The sequence below is a fragment of the Actinophytocola sp. genome (assembly GCF_036378875.1).
Lineage (GTDB): Bacteria > Actinomycetota > Actinomycetes > Mycobacteriales > Pseudonocardiaceae > Actinophytocola.
This window is the reverse complement of sequence record NZ_DASUVO010000174.1, coordinates 58,520-74,797: the sequence shown is the minus strand read 5'-3', so window position 1 is coordinate 74,797 and position 16,278 is coordinate 58,520. Positions and strand designations below refer to the sequence as shown.

Below are 16,278 nucleotides of genomic sequence, written 5' to 3'. Positions count from 1 at the left end.
TTTCGGTGTCAGTCGAAATCATGGGTACCCGGCGGCGGGTGCCGCAACCTGTGCGGCATGGCTTTTCGGGTGCTCTGGTGGTCTCGCGCGGTCTCGTTCGCCGGGGACGGGATCGGTCGGACCGCACTGGTGCTGCACGCGGCGACGCAGGGTGCCACGGCGGTCAGCCTCGTCCTGCTCGCGGTCGCGTTGCCGAGGTTTCTCGGGCCGCTCGCGGGCGCGCTCGCGGACCGCTTCGACCAGCGGCGGCTCATGGCCGTGTGCGAAATTGGACAGGCCGCGGTCTTCGCCGTGCTGGCCGCGTTCCTGCCGCCGCTGCCGGTGCTGATCGCGTTCGTGCTGGTGTCCGGCGGGTTCGCGACCGCGTTCGTGCCGGCGGGCCGCGGCGCCGTGCCGGCACTGGTCCCGCACAAGGACCTGGGACGTGCCAACGCGTTGCTCGGCACCGCGTTCAACCTCCAGGTCGCGATTGGACCGACGATCGGCGGGCTCGCCGTCGAGTTCGGCGGCGCGCGGGTCGCGTTCACCGCCAACGCGGTCACCTTTCTCGTCTCGGCACTGATCCTCACCCGCCTGCCGGCGCTGAAACCCACCGGCCACCACAGTGGACTGTGGACGGAGATGGTGGCCGGACTGCGTTTCGTCGCCACCACGCCGGGACCGCGTGCACTGGTGCTGTCACTGTTCGTCGCGGTGTCCTTCGCGGCCATCGACAACGTGGCGCTGGTGTTCCTGGTGTCCGACGTACTGCACGGCTCGGCGGCCGAGTTCGGTTTCACGCAGGCCGCGTTCGGGGTCGGGATGCTCGCGGCGTCCACCTTGCTGGTCTTCGGCCGTGGCGCGGCGGGAGCGCTGGTGATCGGCGGACTGGCGTTGTCCGCCACGGGTACGGTCGCCACCGCGCTGCTACCGACGATCCTGGCCGTCGCCGCCGCGCAGTTGATCGCCGGGATGGGCAACGGCATGGAGAACGTCGCAACGGACACGCTCGTGCAGCGGCTCACGCCCCGGCACATGCTCGGCCGTGCCTTCGGCGCCGTTGCCACGGCGGCACAACTGGGCTCCGCGGTCGCGTACGCGGCAGCGGGTCCGCTCATCGGCGCGGTCGGGCCACGTGGTGCGTTCCTGGTGGCCGGCGTGGGCTGCGGGCTCGCGCTGCTCCTCGCGATCCCCGCGATCCGCGCCACGTCACGATCGGATGCGACCGGCGGCCTCCCGCGCACGGACGCCGAGGTCGCCGGGCAGTGACGCCAGCGAGTCCACAACGGACAACGCGGTGTCCGCGTCGCCCGTGACACGCCAGTAGGCTTCCGCCGCCTCGGCCCGGGCTTCCCCCGCGGGCCCGGTCTCGGTCAACATCGCGCGGAGCACAGGCACGGCTTGTGCCGCGGCGACACCGATCGTGCCAAGCCACACGCACGCCGTCGCGTCCGTCCGCCAGCCGAAGCCGACGTCGTGCTGTGCGGCCTCGCCGGTGCGGACCGGGTGTTCGGTGATCTCGGCCATGAGCACCGGCACCAGGTTTTCCTTGTCTCCCACCGAAAGCAACGCGTGCTGCGCGTACTGCCGCACCCGAGCCGGCGCCTCGGTCGCCAGCACCCGCAGGCGCGCGATCATCTCCGGACTCGCCCGGCGCCACCCAGACACGCGGTGACTGATCTCGATCAGCGCGGAGTTCGCGCCGGCGCGACGTAGCCGGTCGACCACGTCCGCCGCCTCCGGACGCATGAGCAGCTGCGGATCACCCCAGGTCGCGGTCGCCAGCAGCAGCTTCGCCGCGTGCTCCGCAAGCGTGGGTTCGGTGAGCTTCCGCAGGATGTGGGGCAGGAGCTCCGCGCTGAACTGTCGCCCCACGCCCACGTTCTCGACCCGTTCGATCCGCTCGACGAGGTGCGGCAGGCAGCGGCGGTCCGCGAGCGCGGCGAGCCTGGTCACCGCGGCGTCCGCCAACTCGGCGTGCGTGAGCAGCGCGGCCACCGCGTCCTGGTACGCGGCCGTCCGCCACGACCGCGAGAGCCGGCTCACCGCAGCACGCCGGATCTCGACGTTCTCGTGCGCCAGCAGCGCGATGCCGTACGGCTCCACGAGCCGCGAGTCCTCGGTGCGTGCGGCGGAGTCCGCCAGCCTCGGCGCCTGGGCGGGGTGCCGCGCCGCCATGGCCAGCAACCACTCGACGTGCGACTCCGGCGCTCGGCGCACCAGATCGTCGACAGCCGCGACCGGTGTGTCCCACTCCGGCTCGGCCCACGGCAGCTCAGCGAGCACGTCGCCGGGCGTGCCGGCGCACAGCGTGAGCGCGTCGAGCATGCCCGGCTGGACGTTTCGCGACACGAGCAGCGCACCGAACGCCCTGCCGAACCGGGCGAGGTCGTCATCGGACGCTGCCCAGCCTTCGTGCACACCGGCCGCGATGTGCAGTGCCAGCCGGGTCGGCTCGTCGTCCGAGGTGAGATCGACCGGGCCAGGGGCGCCGCAGTAGGTGAGCGCGAAGGCCGCGATCCGGCTCAGGTCGTTGTGCGCCAGTGCTTCCACGAGCCGCGCCGGACCGGCGCCTGCCGCGGCCGCCACCCGTACCGCCCAGTCGTCCATGGCGTGCGGTGACAGCTCGACCTCGATGTCCAGGAACGCCAGCAACGCGTCCATCGCCCGGTCGCTCACCCGCCCGGGCGCGTCGAGGTAGTAGTCGAAGTCGTCGATCACTCGTTGCCACGCGCTCATCCGGTCACTCCGAGTACAGCAGGGAAATGCCGCGCAGGACCTCCGCGCGCATCTGGTCGCCCGGCTCGTCCGCGTAGGCGATCACCGGATCGCTGAGCGCGGCGATGGCCTGCGCGGCTCGCACCTTCTCCCGCAGGGTCGGGTCGGGACCGGCGGCCAGCCGGTTGGCGGTGAGCAGCACCTCGGTGAAGCGGCGCAGGATCGGACCCTGCGCCAGCAGTGCCAGGTCGTGCATCATGTTGTCCCGCAACAGCGCGCGGTGTCGCAAGTAGACGTCGAGCAGGCGCTCGAACACCTCCTGGCGGGAGGTGGCGCCGTCGACCGCCGTCGTCAGGTCGTCGACGAACGGCTCGGCGATCGCCGACAGGAGGTCGGCCTTGGTGGGGAAGTGGTACAGCACCGCGGTCTTGGTCAGGCCGAGCTGCTCGGCGATCTCCCGGATCGAGGTGTGTTGGTAGCCCTGCCGGACGAACAGGCGTCGGGCGGCCTCGAGTATCTGCGCGCGGGTGCTGAGCATGTTCTCAGCATAACGTTGCCTGACCGGCGGTCAGTTATGTACCGTCTGAGTTACTGACCGACGGTCAGGAAAGGGGATAAAACAATGAGGGTACTTGTTTCTGGCGCCAGCCTGGCCGGTCCGACGCTGGCATACTGGCTGACCCGCCGGGGGCACGACGTGACGATCGTCGAGCGTGCGGCGCGGCCAAGGGAAGGCGGCTCGCCGATCGACGTGCGTGGCGCGGCCGTCGACGTGGCCGACCGGATGGGGCTGCTGCCAGCGATTTCCGCCGCGCGGGTGCGCACCGAGGCCATCGAGTACGTGGACGGCCGTGGCAGGCGGAAGGCGAGCATTCATCCCGAGGCGTACGCGGAGCCGGGTGGCCGCGACATCGAGGTGGAACGTGGCGCCTTGGTGAACCTGCTGTACGACGCGACGAAAAACGACACGGAATACCGGTTCGAGGAATCGATCGCCACGCTGGCTCAGGACGCGGGCGGCGTTGACGTGACGTTCGTGCGTGGCGGGCCAGAACGGTTCGATCTGGTCGTCGGCGCGGACGGGACGCACTCGATCGTGCGCCGCCTCGTGTTCGGGGAGGAGTCGCGGTTCCTGCGCCACCTCGGCCTGTACGTCTCGATCGTGTCGGTGGACCCCGCGCTGGGCACGGAGAACCGGGGTGTCATGTACAACTCGCCGGGCAGGCTGGCCGGCGTGTACCGCTACCGCGGCAAGGCCGACGCGGTGTTCATGTTCCGGTCGCCGGAGCTGAGCTACGACCACCACGATCTGCACCAGCAGAAGAAGCTGCTGTCGGACGTGTACTCCGGCGAGGGCTGGCAGGTACCGGCGCTGCTCGACGCGGTCGCGGCCGCCGACGACCTGTACTTCGACGCCGTGAACCAGGTCCACATGTCGACATGGTCGCGTGGCCGCGTGACGCTCGTGGGCGACGCGGGCTATTGCGCGTCACCACTGTCCGGAATGGGCACCACGCTGGCGATGGTCGGCGCGGCCGCGCTCGCCGAGGCGCTCGAGTCGGGGGAGGACGCGCTGGCCAGGTATGAGCAGGCGCACCGTCCACTCGTGACAAAGGCGCAGGCGAGCGTCTCGCGTGGGGCCGGCATGCTGGTCCCCGCCACGAGCGGTGCCATCTGGCGTCGCGACCAGTTCACGAAGCTGCTCCCGATGCTGCTCGCCGGCAGGCGGTTGGTCGGGCGTTAACCTGCGGCATGGCCAGTCGCAGAGGAGACCTGTTCGGCGGCGCGGACGACCCGAGGTTCCAGGAACCGACGACGGGTGACGAACGCACGATGCTCGCCGCCATGCTCGGCGCTCAGCGGAAAACGTTGACGATGAAGTGCGCCGGCGTGTCGGCCGAGTTGGCGAGCAGGTCCGTGCCGCCGTCCACTTTGTCGTTGCTCGGCCTGGTACGACACCTCGCGGACGTCGAACGCCGGTGGTTCCGCCTGGTACTGGCCAAAGAGGACGCTCCGCCACGCTTCTCCTCCGCCGCCGACCCGGACGGCGACTTCGACGGCGCGACCCCGGACGTGGCGGACGAGGCATGGGCGGCGTGGCGGGACGAGGTGACCTTCGCCGAGGCGTTCGTCGACACGGCGCCAGACCTGGACGTGACAGGCGAGGACGTCTGGCGGGGGACGGTATCGCTGCGCTGGGTGCTCATCCACATGATCGAGGAGTACGCCCGCCACAACGGCCACGCCGACCTACTCCGCGAACGCATCGACGGCGCGATCGGGATGTAGCGCGGTGACCGACCACGTTCGCCGGGTCTCGCCGTTCGCGCTGTGAAAGGCGCGGTCATCACACTCCCGCTGTGGTGACCGGCGCGTTCATAGCGTTGGGAGTGCCCAGCGCGCCTTTCACAGCAGGACCGCCGGCGCCTTTCGCGGCGGTCGACATCCTGGTGTCCGAGCCGGTTGACGTGGTCGGAAGCGACCGTTGTGTTGAACTCAGCGGTCTCCGGCGTTGGACTCGCGGGTCCTGAGTGTTGGACACGCGGTTGTCCACAGTCGCCTGCCCGCGCCGGCCGGTTTTGTCGGTGGTGTGCCGTAGCGTGGAACCGGGGGCCGGAGGCCAGGGGTTGGTGTCGTCGGCTGGTTATAGGCGGGCGAAGAGCCAGTGGTCTGTTCTGCCTGGGTCTCTTACCGCGGCGGCTAGTTCGGTGGCCTGTACCGAGTCGCTGCCGGCGGCCAGGTTGAGCACCGCCTCGGCCAGCGCGGTGATCTCGGGGCTGAAGCCGTCGCCGGTTTCCACGTCGTGGAGGAACGTCGTGCGGTCCACCGCGCCGTCGGCGTTCGTGTCGGCGCGGGTCGCGATGGCCTGCCACAGGGCGGCGTAGGCGTCGCGGACGGCGCGGGCCGATTGCGCGCCCGGTGGGGTTTCGCAGGCCTGCGCCAGCCGCAGCGCGTACACCGCCAGGTCGTCTCCGGTCAGGTGGCCGTCGTGGTCCGAGTCGAACCAGTCGAAACCCGTGCGGGTGCGCATGATGCGGGTGGCCCACGCGATGATCTCGTCCAGGCCGGTGTCGAGCAGGTCGATGTGCGTGGCGTCCTCGTGCCGTACGAAGTGGACGTCCGTGCCGGCCGCGCGCAGGTCCGCGGCGAACGCCGAGACCACCGGCGCCGGCACCGTCACGTCCGCCGAGCCCGCCGTCACGTACACCGGACGGTCCATCTTGGTCACCGGCACCCGGCACGCCGCCAGGATCGACGCGAGGCCCGGGCGCCACGACAGATCGGTCAGCCCGGCCTCGTCGCATACGCGGCCGCGGACCGCGTGGTCCATCTCCGCGAGCGTCGCGTGTGCCGCCAGGTCGACCAGTTCGCGACCGGTGGGAGTCAGGAAGTCGGCACGCACCCCGGCGAGCAGGTACGGCAGCAGCAGCGACACCGGCCGGTCCCCGGACGAGGTCAGGAAACGCACCAGCTGCGGCATGTGCACGGGTGGCGCCAGCGCGACCGTGCCGCGGAAGTCGAGCTCCGGCGCGTACCGGCTGGCCACCAACCCGGTGAACAGAGCCGCGTGCCCGCCCTGCGAGAAACCGGCGACGAGCCACGTCCGCCCGACCCGGTCGTCCAGGTTCCGGGCCGCGCGGACGATGTCGATCACGTCGTCGGCGACGGCCTCGCCGTGGAAGTACGGGTGCGGACCCGGTGTGGCGAGGCCTTCGTAGTCGGTGGTGGCCACGGCATAGCCTGCCGCGAGCCAGCGGGCCACGTGCTCGCGTTCGCGGCGGGTCAGCCCGGCCCTCGACGCCAGACCCGTTGTGCCGTGGGCGTAGCTGACCACCGGCCACCCGGCGGGCGGCGCCGACCCGAACGGCACGAAGACCGACCCGCTGACCGCGCGCCGGGTCCCGTCGTAGCCGACGCCGCGGTAGGTGACACGGGTTCCGTCGGCGGCGTGCGCGGGCAACAGCGACTCGGGCAGAGGGTGTCGCTCGAGCAGGTCGCCAGTTCGCACAGTTTTCGAACGTAACCCGTGCCACCTGGGCGAAGCGCACATGTCACTCCGCGGTACCGCGACATCACCCCGATGTCGCAGCCCGTCCGTCAGCGGCGGTAACTCCAGCGGCGGCCGTTGCGTACGGGCATGCGGGCGCCGATGCCGGCGGCGTGCAGCGCGAGGCAGAGCAGGCCACCGGTGATGAACACGCTCGCACCCACTGCTGGGGCGGCGTCTGCCAAGTCCATGATGAGAGCAATGGCGAACAGTATCGCCGCGACGATGGCCAGCATGTCGGATCCTTTCAAGGAGACGGACCTCTTCGTCCCTGAGTACCCGCCCGCTACCCTGCCAATCTCGCGTAACTCCCGTGGATCGGTGACCTTGACACAGGACAGACCATCTCGCCAGCGGTCGGAGGTGCAGTGGGGTGACCCCGATTTCACCGTCCGTGTCGCCGCGACCGACGATCTGCTGCGCGTCCAGCGGGAGAACACCGCCAACGGCTGGTCGCGGCGCTGGAGCTCGGAGGGCGCGTTGCTGCGTCAGGTCGAGTCCGTCGCCGGCGTGTTCCTGTGTCCAATGTTGCGTAACGGTGGACCGATCACGGAGCCGGAGTCGTACCGGTGCTGGGCGTGGTTCGTGCTCGGCACCGAGGAGGGCACCCGAGGGGTCACGCTGCTCGACGTCAGCAGGGCGATCTTCGAGACGCTGCCGGAGCTGGAGAGCCCGACCGAGCTGCGCCGTGTGATCAAGGCGACCATGGCCCGCGTGATGCTGGGCTCCCGGTTCGAGGACATGTGGTGATCGGTCCAATGTGGAGTACGCGATGACGGTCGTGATGACGTTGCTGGTACGGGACGAGGCGGACATCGTGGCCGCGGTCGTCGAGCACCACCTCGCCGCCGGTGTGGACCTGGTGGTCGCCACCGACAACGGCTCCGTCGACGGCACAGTGGACATCCTTGCCGCGTACGAGAAAGCGGGTGTCGTCGAGCTGCACCACGAGCCGGGCCGCGACTACCGCCAGGGCGAGTGGGTGACGCGGATGGCCCGCCGCGCCGCGCGGGTGCACGGCGCGGACTGGGTGATCAACGCCGACGCGGACGAGTTCCTGTGGACGGACGTCCCGCTGCCGGACGTGTTCGCGGCGGTGACGGGCGACGGGATGACCGTGCCGAGGGACAACCTCGTCGCCGACCCCGCGGCCACCGGCTCGTGGCCGGATCGCCTCGTGTTGCGGGACGAGCTGTCCCTGTCCCCGCGCGGGACCAGGATCGGCCCGAAGTTCTGCCACATCGGCGATCCGGACGTGACCGTGGCGTACGGCAACCACACCGCCACCGGGCCCCGATTACGCCCGCCCTTCGCCGCACCGGGCGAGCACCCGCTGCGCATGCTGCACGTCCCGGACCGCGGCTTCCAGCAGTACGCCCGCAAGATCGCGAACGGCGGCTCGGCGTACGCGGCGAACACCGAGGTGGGCGCGGAGGTCGGCTGGCACTGGCGCGAGGACTACGAACGCCAGAACGCCGGCACCTTCGCCGAGGTCTACGCCAGCCGCCAGCGCACCGCGCGGGATGTCGAGCGGCAGCTGGCCCTGGGTGAGCTGGTCCACGACACCCGATTACGCGACCGCCTGCACGCGCTGGTGCCCACCGCGGTGCTGCCTGATCGATTATCCGAAGTCCTGGGGTGATGACGTTGTACAGAAAGCTGATCGTGGTGCTGGCGTTGGTGCTGGCGGCCGGGGGTTGCGGGTTCGCGGGGACGGCCGTGACCACCGACGGGACCGCGATGATGGTCGAGGACGGCTTCGACGTCACGGACATGACGTTGCTGCAGTCGACGTGGTGGACGTGGGCGGCGTCGGCACCGGAGGAGAGCAACCCGGTCAGCGACACGACCGGTGAGTACTGCGACGACAACCAGCAGGTCGGTGTCTGGCTCCTTGCCGGTTCCTTCGGGGAGACCGTGTCCCGCGAGTGCACCGTGCCGGCCGGTGTCCCGGTGGCCGGGCCTGCCGTGAACCTCGTGTCGGACACCCGGGCGGACTGCGACCAGTTCATGCGGGACGCCGAAGGGGTCGTGACACTGAACGGCACCGAACTGCCATTGCACAAGGCGAACCCCGTGCCGATCACCTTCGACACGGTGGCGGGCAACCCGGTGACCGGCGAGGCCGGTGAGTTCGAGGGCTACGGCTGCGGCCTGTGGTTCTCGGTGGACCAGCTCGAGCCGGGAGACCACGAGCTCATTATCGAGGGAAGCGGCACCGGCTTCTCGCTGTCGGTGACCTACGCCCTGACGGTCGTGGCCACCTAATCCCACACCTCACGAACCTGCGCCACCACGTCCGCTGACTGGGTGAGACCGGCGCGGGCGGCCGGTGCCCGACGCGCCGGATCCAGCACGTTGCGCCCGATCGCCGCCACCGCGGCGGCGTCCGGGGTCACCAGCGCCACCTGTGAGTCCCGGCGAAGGTCCTCCACCTGTGCGAAGGCGCCGCTCATCGCCGTGAAGCCGCGGGGGATCGGGGCAAGGACGACGATGCGCTCGTAGCCCGACGCCAGGTCCGCGTTGACGCTCGACCGCACTCCGCCGTCCATGTAGCGCTTGCCCTCGATCGTGACCGGGGGCCACACACCCGGCACCGCGCAGCTCGCGGCGACCCCCAGCGTCAGCGGCACACCGGCATCTCGGTCGAACACCCGCAGGGCGCCCGTTTCCGTGTCGACCGCGGTGATCAGCAGTCGCCGCGACTCCGGCCACTCCTTGACCGGCAGCCGGGAGGAGATCACGGCGATCCGGTCCGCCTCCGTGCCGCTCCCGGCGCTGCGGGACAGCTTGCCGATCCGCTGCCGGATCCGTTGCGGCGCCTGGGAACCGACCATCGCGAGGGCGAACCGCAGCATGACGCGCGGCCCGAGCGCCGCGGCGACCTCCCCGTCGGGTGGGGTGAGCTGTGCCTCGTACCGCTCTCGCGGGTCGAGGCCGTTCGCCAGCTGGGCGCCGACCACCGAACCCGCCGACGTGCCGATCACCACGTCCGCGTCCCGGAGATCGACCCCGGCCTCGGCGAGACCCGCGAGCACACCCCACTCCCACGCGATCCCCGTGATGCCTCCGCCGCCAAGGACAACCGCACGTCGTGTCACGGGCACATCATCTAGCCTTTGCCAGGTGACCGTCGAGCTGACCGTGCTCTCGCGTGTCGCCTACCGGGGGAAGGAGATCACCGGACCGCGGCTGCGCGGGCTGCTCGCACTGCTCGCCGGCGAACCCAAAGGCTGTGGCGCACAACGGCTGATCGACGGGCTCTGGCCGGACGACCAGCCCGACAATCCCGCGAAAGCACTGCAGATCCTCGTTTCCCGCATCCGCGCACAGCTCGGCGACGGCCTCGTCGTCCGCACGCCGACCGGTTACCGGCTCGCGCTCGACGAGACCCAGATCGACGCGTCCGCCGTGCTCCAGCACGCCGCCGCGGCCGCGGAACGCGCCAGAACGGGCAACCACGGCGGCGCGCTCGAGCACGCCGAGGTCGGCCTCGCGCTCTGGGACGGCCCGCCGAAACCGGAGGAGACCCGCGACCCGCTCGCCGATCTACGTGCCGAGCGGGCCGTCACCTACCGCACCCTCGCCAGGGCTCGTGCCCTCGCGCTCGCCCGGCTCGGCCGCCACGGTGACGCGGTCGAACCGCTCACCGACCTCGCCGCCGCGTACCCGCGGGACGAGGAGATCCTGCTGGAACTGCTTCGCGCCGAGGCCGCCACGAGGGGCCCGGCCGTGGCCATGGCCCGCTACGACACCTACCGCCGCGCACTGCGGGACGAGCTGGGTGCCGACCCGGGCCCCGCGCTCCGCAGGGCACACCAGGAGCTTCTGCAGGACGAGCAGCCCACCGTCCGGCACGGGGTCGCGCACGAGCCGAACCCGCTGCTCGGCCGGGACGACGACCTCGCCACGGTCGCGGACCTGCTGCACTCCGCCCGGGTCGTGTCGGTCGTCGGTCCCGGCGGGCTCGGCAAGACCCGGCTCGCGCACGCCGTCAGCCGACGTTGGACGCGGCGGTCCGTCCACTTCGTGAGCCTCGCCGGTGTCGCGGCGGACGGGGACGTGGCCGCCGAGGTCGCGTCCGCGGTCGGGCTCGCGCGTGGCGGCAAGGCCGTGGTCCCCGGCATCGTCGACACCCTCGGCACCGGCGCGCTGCTCGTGCTCGACAACTGCGAGCACGTCCTCGCACAGGCCGCGGACCTGGTCGCCACGCTCGTCGCGATGGCGCGGGACCTGCGGATCCTCACCACGAGCCGGGCACCGCTGGGGCTGTCGTCGGAGTCGGTGTACCCGCTGCCGGAGCTGGACCAGCCCACGACCGTCGAGCTGTTCCACCAGCGGGCCAGGGCGGCCCGTCCCGGCGTCGATCTGCCGGACGCGGCGGTGGCCGAACTGTGTGCCCGCCTCGACGGGCTGCCGCTCGCCGTCGAGCTGGCCGCCGCCCGCGTGCGGGTGCTGCCGGTCGCGGAGATCAACGCCAGGCTCGCGGACCGGTTCGCGTTGCTGCGTGGCGCCCGCCGCGACGCGCCGGAACGACACCACACGCTGCACGCGGTCGTCGACTGGAGCTGGCACCTGCTCGACGCCGACGGCCAGGCCGCGCTGCGCGCACTGTCGATCTTCCCTGGCGGGTTCACGGTCGAGGCCGCCGACCGCGTGCTCGACCGGGATTCGTTCGACACGCTCGAGCACCTCGTCGACCAGTCGCTGCTCAAGGTCGCCGACACCCCGAGCGGCGTCCGGTTCCGGATGCTGGAGACCGTCCGCGAGTTCGGCGCGGCCCGGCTCGCCGAGTCCGGCGACACCGATCGGGTGATCGACGGCGTACTCGCGTGGGCGCGGGACCTCGCCGCCGGCCACCACGACGCGGTGTTCGGGCCCGACCCGGTCCCCGTCGGCGACCGGCTCGCGGCCGAGCAGGACAACCTGCTGCTCGTGCTGCGCCACGGCCTGGCCCGCGGGGACGGCGCGTCGGTCGCCGCGGCCGCCGCCGTCCTCGCCGGCGTGTGGGCCGTCAACGCCAGCTACATCCGTGCCGGCGCGCTCGCCGAGGACGTCGCCCAGGTGCTGGCCCACTACACGCCCGCGCCCGAGCACGTCGAGGTCACCCGCACCGCGGCGGCGTTGTGCCTGGTCAACGCGATCGCCGTCCAGCAGGGTGGCGTGGCACGCATGCTGTACGCCCTGCGCAGGCTGCCTGCCGGTGTCCCGGACACGCCGGTTCGGGCCGCGGCGGCCGTGCTCGCCACCCCCGACGTCTTCGCCCCGGACCACGCCGCGCTGCGGCAGTTGGTCGCCGGCGGTTCACCACAGGTGGCCGCGTTCGCCGGGATGGTGCTGAGCTACTACGCCGAGCAGGCCGGTGACCTGCCGGCCGCCATCGAGGCGTCCCGACTGTTCCGGAACGCGTGGGCGGCAAGAACCACGCCGTGGATGTGGATCCTGTCGCTCTCGCGGATCGGTGAGCTGACCCTGCGGGTGGAGCGGAACGAGGAGTCCCGGGCCTACTTCACCGAGGCGGTCCGCGTGCTCGACGAGATCGGCGCTCCCCGTGACGTGGTCGGCGTGTACTGGGGCATGGCCGTGTCCAACCTGCAGCTCGGCGAGCTCGACACGGCCGAGCACTGGGTCGGCCGGGCAACGGCCGACAACGCGGGCACCCCGACCGACGAGGGCCCGGTGGTCGAGGCAGGCGCGGTCATGTTCGGGCTCGTCGTGCGGGGTGAGCTGGCGTTGGCCCGCGGTGACGTCGACACGGGCCTGCGGCTGTGGCGTCAGGCCTCGGTCGCGCTGGACACCGTGGACCTCCAACTCGCCGACCCGGACGGTCTGACGCCGTGGGCACTGGAGACACAGGCGGGCGCGGTCACCGCCCATGCCCGGTTCGGCAGGCTGGACCTTGTCGCGGACCTGCTGTCAGAGCTGCCGCGCAAGCTGACGCTGCTGCTGTCGAACCCGCTCCGGCGAGCGTCGGTCCACGTCCTCGAACAGCAGCTGGCCGGCGCGCTGCTGGTCGCGGTCGGCATGACCGACCTCGCGAGCGGGGACACCGCGTCCGGGGTTCGGCTCCTGGCACTCGCCGAGCACTTCAAGTTCCTGCGCGGATTCCGGCCGAGCATGTCCCCGGCCGACGTGCGCGCCGCGGCCGAGAACGCCGACGGGCCGGTGTACTCCGCCGCGTTGGCGGAGTACACCGGCCTTACCCGGACCGAACTGCGGGCCGAGGCACTCGCGGTCCTGCGCTCACGGGTCAGTGCGGCTGCGGATCCCGGTTGAACAGCTTCTTCGACCACAGGTAGCCGACGACGGTGAGCACCACGCCCCACCCGGCGGCGAGCCACCCGTTGTGCCCGATCGGGCCGCCGATCAGCAGGCCGCGCAGGGTCTCGATGATCGGCGTGTACGGCTGGTACTCCGCGAACCAGCGGGTGCCCGACGGCAGCGACTCCAGCGGGATGAACGTCGTGGACACGAACGGCAGCAGGAACGACAGCGGCAGCGGGGTGTTGCTGGCGCCCTCCACCGTCTTCGCCACCAGGCCGAGCGCGACGGCAAGCCAGGTGATCGCGAACGAGACCAGCAGGACCAGCCCGGCGACCGCGACCCACTCGACGAGCCCCGCCGTGGGCCGGAAGCCCAGCGCCAGGCCGACGCCGATCACCAGCACGACGACGACCACGTTCTGGACCACGCTGCCGAACACGTGCCCCGTCACCACCGACGTGCGGGAGACCGGCATGGTGCGGAACCTGTTGACGATCCCCTCGTTCATGTCCATCCGGATCGACACCGCGGTCTGCACGGCGCCGGAGGCGATCGTCATGAGCAGGATCCCGGGGACCAGGTAGTCGATGTAGTCGGCGCTCCCGGCCGCGGCGCCGACACCGGCGGACATCGTGTTGCCGAAGATGTAGGAGAACAGCAGCAGCATGATGACCGGGACGGAGAGGGTGCCGACGATCATGCTGGGGTAGCGGAGGACGTGCCGCAGGTTGCGGCGGAACATGGTGGCGGAGTCGATCATCGGGTCTGCACCTCCGGTGCGTGGTCGGCCTTGTGGCCGGTCAGTGCGAAGAAGACGTCGTCGAGGTCGGGCGTGTGCACGGTGAGCGAGTCCGTCTCGATCGAGGCGTCGTCGAGGCGGTCGAGCAGCGCCTTCAACGCGCGGCGGCTGCCGTCGTTGGGGACGGTCAGCGTCAGCGCCTCCAGGTCACGCGACGTGTTGCCCAGGATGCGGGCGGCGGTGTCCAGCTCGCGGACGTCGGCGAACTGCAGCTGGACGTACCCGCCGGGGATGCGCCGCTTCAGCTCGGCGGCCGTGCCCTCGGCGACGATGTGGCCGTGGTCCAGCACCGCGATCCGATCCGCGAGCTGGTCGGCCTCCTCCAGATACTGGGTCGTGAGGAAGATCGTCACGCCACCGGAGACCAGCTTCCGGATGATGTCCCACATGGCGTGGCGGCTGCGCGGGTCGAGGCCCGTGGTCGGTTCGTCCAGGAAGATCACGCGTGGTTCGCCGACCAACGTCATCGCCAGGTCCAGGCGCCGCCGCATGCCGCCGGAATAGGTCGCCGCCGTCTTCCTGCCGGCCTCGACCAGGTCGAACTGCTCCAGCAGGTGTGCCGCGCGGCGGCGGACCTCCGGCTTCGGCAGCCGGTACAGCTCACCCATCAGGCGCAGGTTCTCCTCGCCGGTGAGCAGGTTGTCCACCGCCGAGAACTGGCCGGTGACGCCGATCGCCTCGCGGACCGCGTGCGGGTTCTCCGCGACGTCGTGCCCGGCAACGGTGATCGTGCCGGCGTCGGCGGTGATCAGCGTCGACAGGATCTGCACCGCGGTGGTCTTGCCGGCGCCGTTCGGGCCGAGCAGCGAGAAGATCGTGCCGGCCGGCACCTCTAGATCGATCCCGTCGAGGACCACGTGGTCGCCGAACTTCTTGCGGAGCCCGGTGGCCCCGATCGCGGTAGTCATGGTGTTTCCCCTGTTTTGTTCCGTGTTCGATGGGGAAAGGTTGCGGTCGGCGCGGATCAGCGGGGTTTCACTGTGGTTTCAGCGGCTCTCAGCCGGTTACATAGCCGTATGGATCTTGGATTGAAGGACCACGTCTACCTGGTGACCGGCGGCAGCAGGGGGCTCGGCTTCGCCACGGCGTCCGCGCTGGTCGGCGAGGGCGCGCGGGTGGTGCTGACGGGACGCACGGCCGAGACGGCGTCGGCGGCGGCCGAACAGCTCGGGGCCGTCGGGGTGGCGTGCGACAACGCCGACCCGGACACGCCCACCCGGCTGCTCGACGTCGCGAAGGAGCGGTACGGGCGGGTGGACGGGCTGCTCGTCAGCGTCGGCGGACCGCCGGCCGGCACCGTCATCGAGGCCACCGACGAGCAGTGGCGCGCCGCGTTCGAGTCGGTGTTCCTCGGCGCGGTGCGGCTGGCACGCACGGTCGCGGCGTCACTGGGGACCGGCGGGTCGATCGCGTTCGTGCTGTCGTCGTCGGTGCGGGTGCCGCTGGGCAACCTGGGCATCTCCAACGGGTTGCGGCCGGGCCTCGCGATGGTCGCCAAGTCGATGGCGACCGAGCTGGGGCCGCGCGGTATCCGGGTGAACGGCCTGCTGCCGGGCCGTATCGCGACCGACCGGATGACCTACCTGGACGCGCAGGTGACTCTGGAGCAGCGAGAGGCGTCCCGTGCCGCGATCCCGCTCGGCCGGTACGGCGAGCCGGACGAGTTCGGCCGGGTGGCCGCGTTCGTGCTGTCGCCGGCCGCGTCGTACCTGACGGGCACGATGATCCAGGTGGACGGCGGGTACCTACCGACGTTCTGACCGCGGCACGACCAGCCCCGACTCGTACGCGGCCACCACGGCCTGTGTGCGGTCACGCAGGCCGAGCTTGCCGAGCATGCGACTGACGTGGGTCTTCACGGTCTCCTCGGTGACCACCAACCGCTGGGCGATCTCCGTGTTGGAGAGCCCTTCCGCGACGAGCCGCAGGACGTCCGTCTCCCTCGGCGTGAGCATGGTCAGCTCGGGCGGCCGGGGCTGGGGCCTCTGCCGGGCGAACTCGCCGATCAACCGGCGGGTGACGGTCGGCGCGAGCAGCGCCTCACCGGCGGCGATCACGCGGACGGCGTCGAACAGCCGCTCTGCGGTGACGTCCTTCAACAGGAAGCCGCTCGCGCCGGCACGGAGTGCGTCGTAGACGTACTCGTCGAGGTCGAACGTGGTGAGGATGAGCACGCGCGGGCCCGTTTCGTCGGCACTGGCCAGCTGCCGGGTGGCCTCGATGCCGTCCGTGCCGGGCATGCGGACGTCCATCAGCACCACGTCCGGCCGATGCTCCCGGCACAGCCGCACCGCCTCGGCGCCGTCGGTGGCGGTACCGGCCACGGTGAAGTCGGCCTGGGTGTCGAGCAGCGCCGCGTACCCCGTCCGCACGACCTCATGGTCGTCGGCCACCACGATCGTGATCACTCCGCCACCACCAACTCACCCGCTCCGCAGGCTCCGCTGCATCGTCGCCCTCCTCGGGCGAG

General features: G+C 71.2%; 16 protein-coding genes. 8 read left to right on the top strand and 8 right to left on the bottom strand.

Annotated elements, in window-relative coordinates:
* Positions 1 to 57: 57 nt before the first annotated feature.
* Entirely contained in the window at positions 58 to 1,248 is a 1,191-nt protein-coding gene (locus VF106_RS49050) for an MFS transporter (RefSeq protein ID WP_330847020.1), read from the top strand.
* Here the strand turns inward: VF106_RS49050 and VF106_RS49045 are convergent.
* Positions 1,189 to 2,718, bottom strand: a complete 1,530-nt coding sequence (locus tag VF106_RS49045) for a hypothetical protein (protein WP_330847019.1) — start codon at positions 2,716 to 2,718, stop codon at positions 1,189 to 1,191. The two genes, VF106_RS49050 and VF106_RS49045, sit on opposite strands and share 60 nt — an antisense overlap.
* A 4-nt stretch (positions 2,719 to 2,722) precedes the next feature.
* Positions 2,723 to 3,235: a TetR/AcrR family transcriptional regulator gene (locus tag VF106_RS49040; protein WP_330847018.1), complete on the bottom strand. Its 513-nt coding sequence runs from the start codon at positions 3,233 to 3,235 to the stop codon at positions 2,723 to 2,725.
* An 84-nt stretch (positions 3,236 to 3,319) separates the two neighbouring features.
* Between VF106_RS49040 and VF106_RS49035 the strand changes: the two genes are divergently transcribed.
* Together VF106_RS49035 and VF106_RS49030 are read left to right on the top strand one after the other, a co-directional pair.
* Entirely contained in the window at positions 3,320 to 4,441 is a 1,122-nt protein-coding gene (locus VF106_RS49035) for an FAD-dependent monooxygenase (RefSeq protein ID WP_330847017.1), read from the top strand.
* Between the two features lie 8 nt (positions 4,442 to 4,449).
* The gene (locus VF106_RS49030) at positions 4,450 to 4,986 is read left to right on the top strand and encodes a DinB family protein (protein ID WP_330847016.1); all 537 of its coding nucleotides are present in this window, start codon (positions 4,450 to 4,452) and stop codon (positions 4,984 to 4,986) included.
* 355 nt (positions 4,987 to 5,341) lie between these two features.
* On the opposite strand, the gene VF106_RS49025 is transcribed toward VF106_RS49030, so the two are convergent.
* Both VF106_RS49025 and VF106_RS49020 read right to left on the bottom strand, forming a co-directional pair.
* Positions 5,342 to 6,706, bottom strand: a complete 1,365-nt coding sequence (locus VF106_RS49025) for a lipase family protein (RefSeq protein WP_330847015.1) — start codon at positions 6,704 to 6,706, stop codon at positions 5,342 to 5,344.
* A gap of 89 nt (positions 6,707 to 6,795) precedes the next feature.
* Complete coding sequence (locus VF106_RS49020; RefSeq protein WP_330847014.1) at positions 6,796 to 6,981, bottom strand: hypothetical protein; 186 nt, start codon at positions 6,979 to 6,981, stop codon at positions 6,796 to 6,798.
* An 85-nt stretch (positions 6,982 to 7,066) separates the two neighbouring features.
* On the opposite strand from VF106_RS49020, the gene VF106_RS49015 reads away from it, so the two are divergent.
* The 3 genes from VF106_RS49015 to VF106_RS49005 are packed head-to-tail and all read left to right on the top strand — an operon-like array spanning position 7,067 to position 9,013.
* Positions 7,067 to 7,495: a hypothetical protein gene (locus tag VF106_RS49015; RefSeq protein ID WP_330847013.1), complete on the top strand. Its 429-nt coding sequence runs from the start codon at positions 7,067 to 7,069 to the stop codon at positions 7,493 to 7,495.
* 22 nt (positions 7,496 to 7,517) lie between these two features.
* Positions 7,518 to 8,387 carry a glycosyltransferase family 2 protein gene (locus tag VF106_RS49010; RefSeq protein WP_330847012.1) on the top strand — a complete coding sequence of 290 codons (870 nt, stop codon included), beginning with the start codon at positions 7,518 to 7,520 and terminating at the stop codon, positions 8,385 to 8,387.
* Positions 8,387 to 9,013, top strand: coding sequence for a hypothetical protein (locus VF106_RS49005; RefSeq protein WP_330847011.1), 627 nt, complete (start codon positions 8,387 to 8,389; stop codon positions 9,011 to 9,013). Before VF106_RS49010 ends, VF106_RS49005 begins: the two co-directional genes overlap by 1 nt.
* Here the strand turns inward: VF106_RS49005 and VF106_RS49000 are convergent.
* The gene (locus tag VF106_RS49000) at positions 9,010 to 9,846 is read right to left on the bottom strand and encodes a patatin-like phospholipase family protein (RefSeq protein WP_330847010.1); all 837 of its coding nucleotides are present in this window, start codon (positions 9,844 to 9,846) and stop codon (positions 9,010 to 9,012) included. The genes VF106_RS49005 and VF106_RS49000 overlap by 4 nt on opposite strands.
* A gap of 25 nt (positions 9,847 to 9,871) precedes the next feature.
* On the opposite strand from VF106_RS49000, the gene VF106_RS48995 reads away from it, so the two are divergent.
* Positions 9,872 to 13,021, top strand: coding sequence for an ATP-binding protein (locus VF106_RS48995; protein WP_330847009.1), 3,150 nt, complete (start codon positions 9,872 to 9,874; stop codon positions 13,019 to 13,021).
* Here the strand turns inward: VF106_RS48995 and VF106_RS48990 are convergent.
* A complete protein-coding gene (locus VF106_RS48990; RefSeq protein WP_330847008.1) occupies positions 12,996 to 13,769 on the bottom strand; it encodes an ABC transporter permease in 774 nt (257 codons plus the stop codon). The genes VF106_RS48995 and VF106_RS48990 overlap by 26 nt on opposite strands.
* A complete protein-coding gene (locus VF106_RS48985) occupies positions 13,766 to 14,716 on the bottom strand; it encodes an efflux ABC transporter ATPase subunit, DrrA-related (RefSeq protein WP_330847007.1) in 951 nt (316 codons plus the stop codon). The genes VF106_RS48990 and VF106_RS48985 overlap by 4 nt, the downstream gene beginning before the upstream one ends.
* Before the next feature lie 108 nt (positions 14,717 to 14,824).
* Between VF106_RS48985 and VF106_RS48980 the strand changes: the two genes are divergently transcribed.
* On the top strand, positions 14,825 to 15,568 hold the full coding sequence (locus VF106_RS48980) for an SDR family oxidoreductase (RefSeq protein WP_330847006.1): 744 nt from the start codon (positions 14,825 to 14,827) through the stop codon (positions 15,566 to 15,568).
* Here the strand turns inward: VF106_RS48980 and VF106_RS48975 are convergent.
* Positions 15,554 to 16,216 (bottom strand): response regulator, encoded by a 663-nt coding sequence (locus VF106_RS48975; protein ID WP_330847005.1) that lies wholly within the window; start codon positions 16,214 to 16,216, stop codon positions 15,554 to 15,556. The genes VF106_RS48980 and VF106_RS48975 overlap by 15 nt on opposite strands.
* Positions 16,217 to 16,278: the final 62 nt, after the last annotated feature.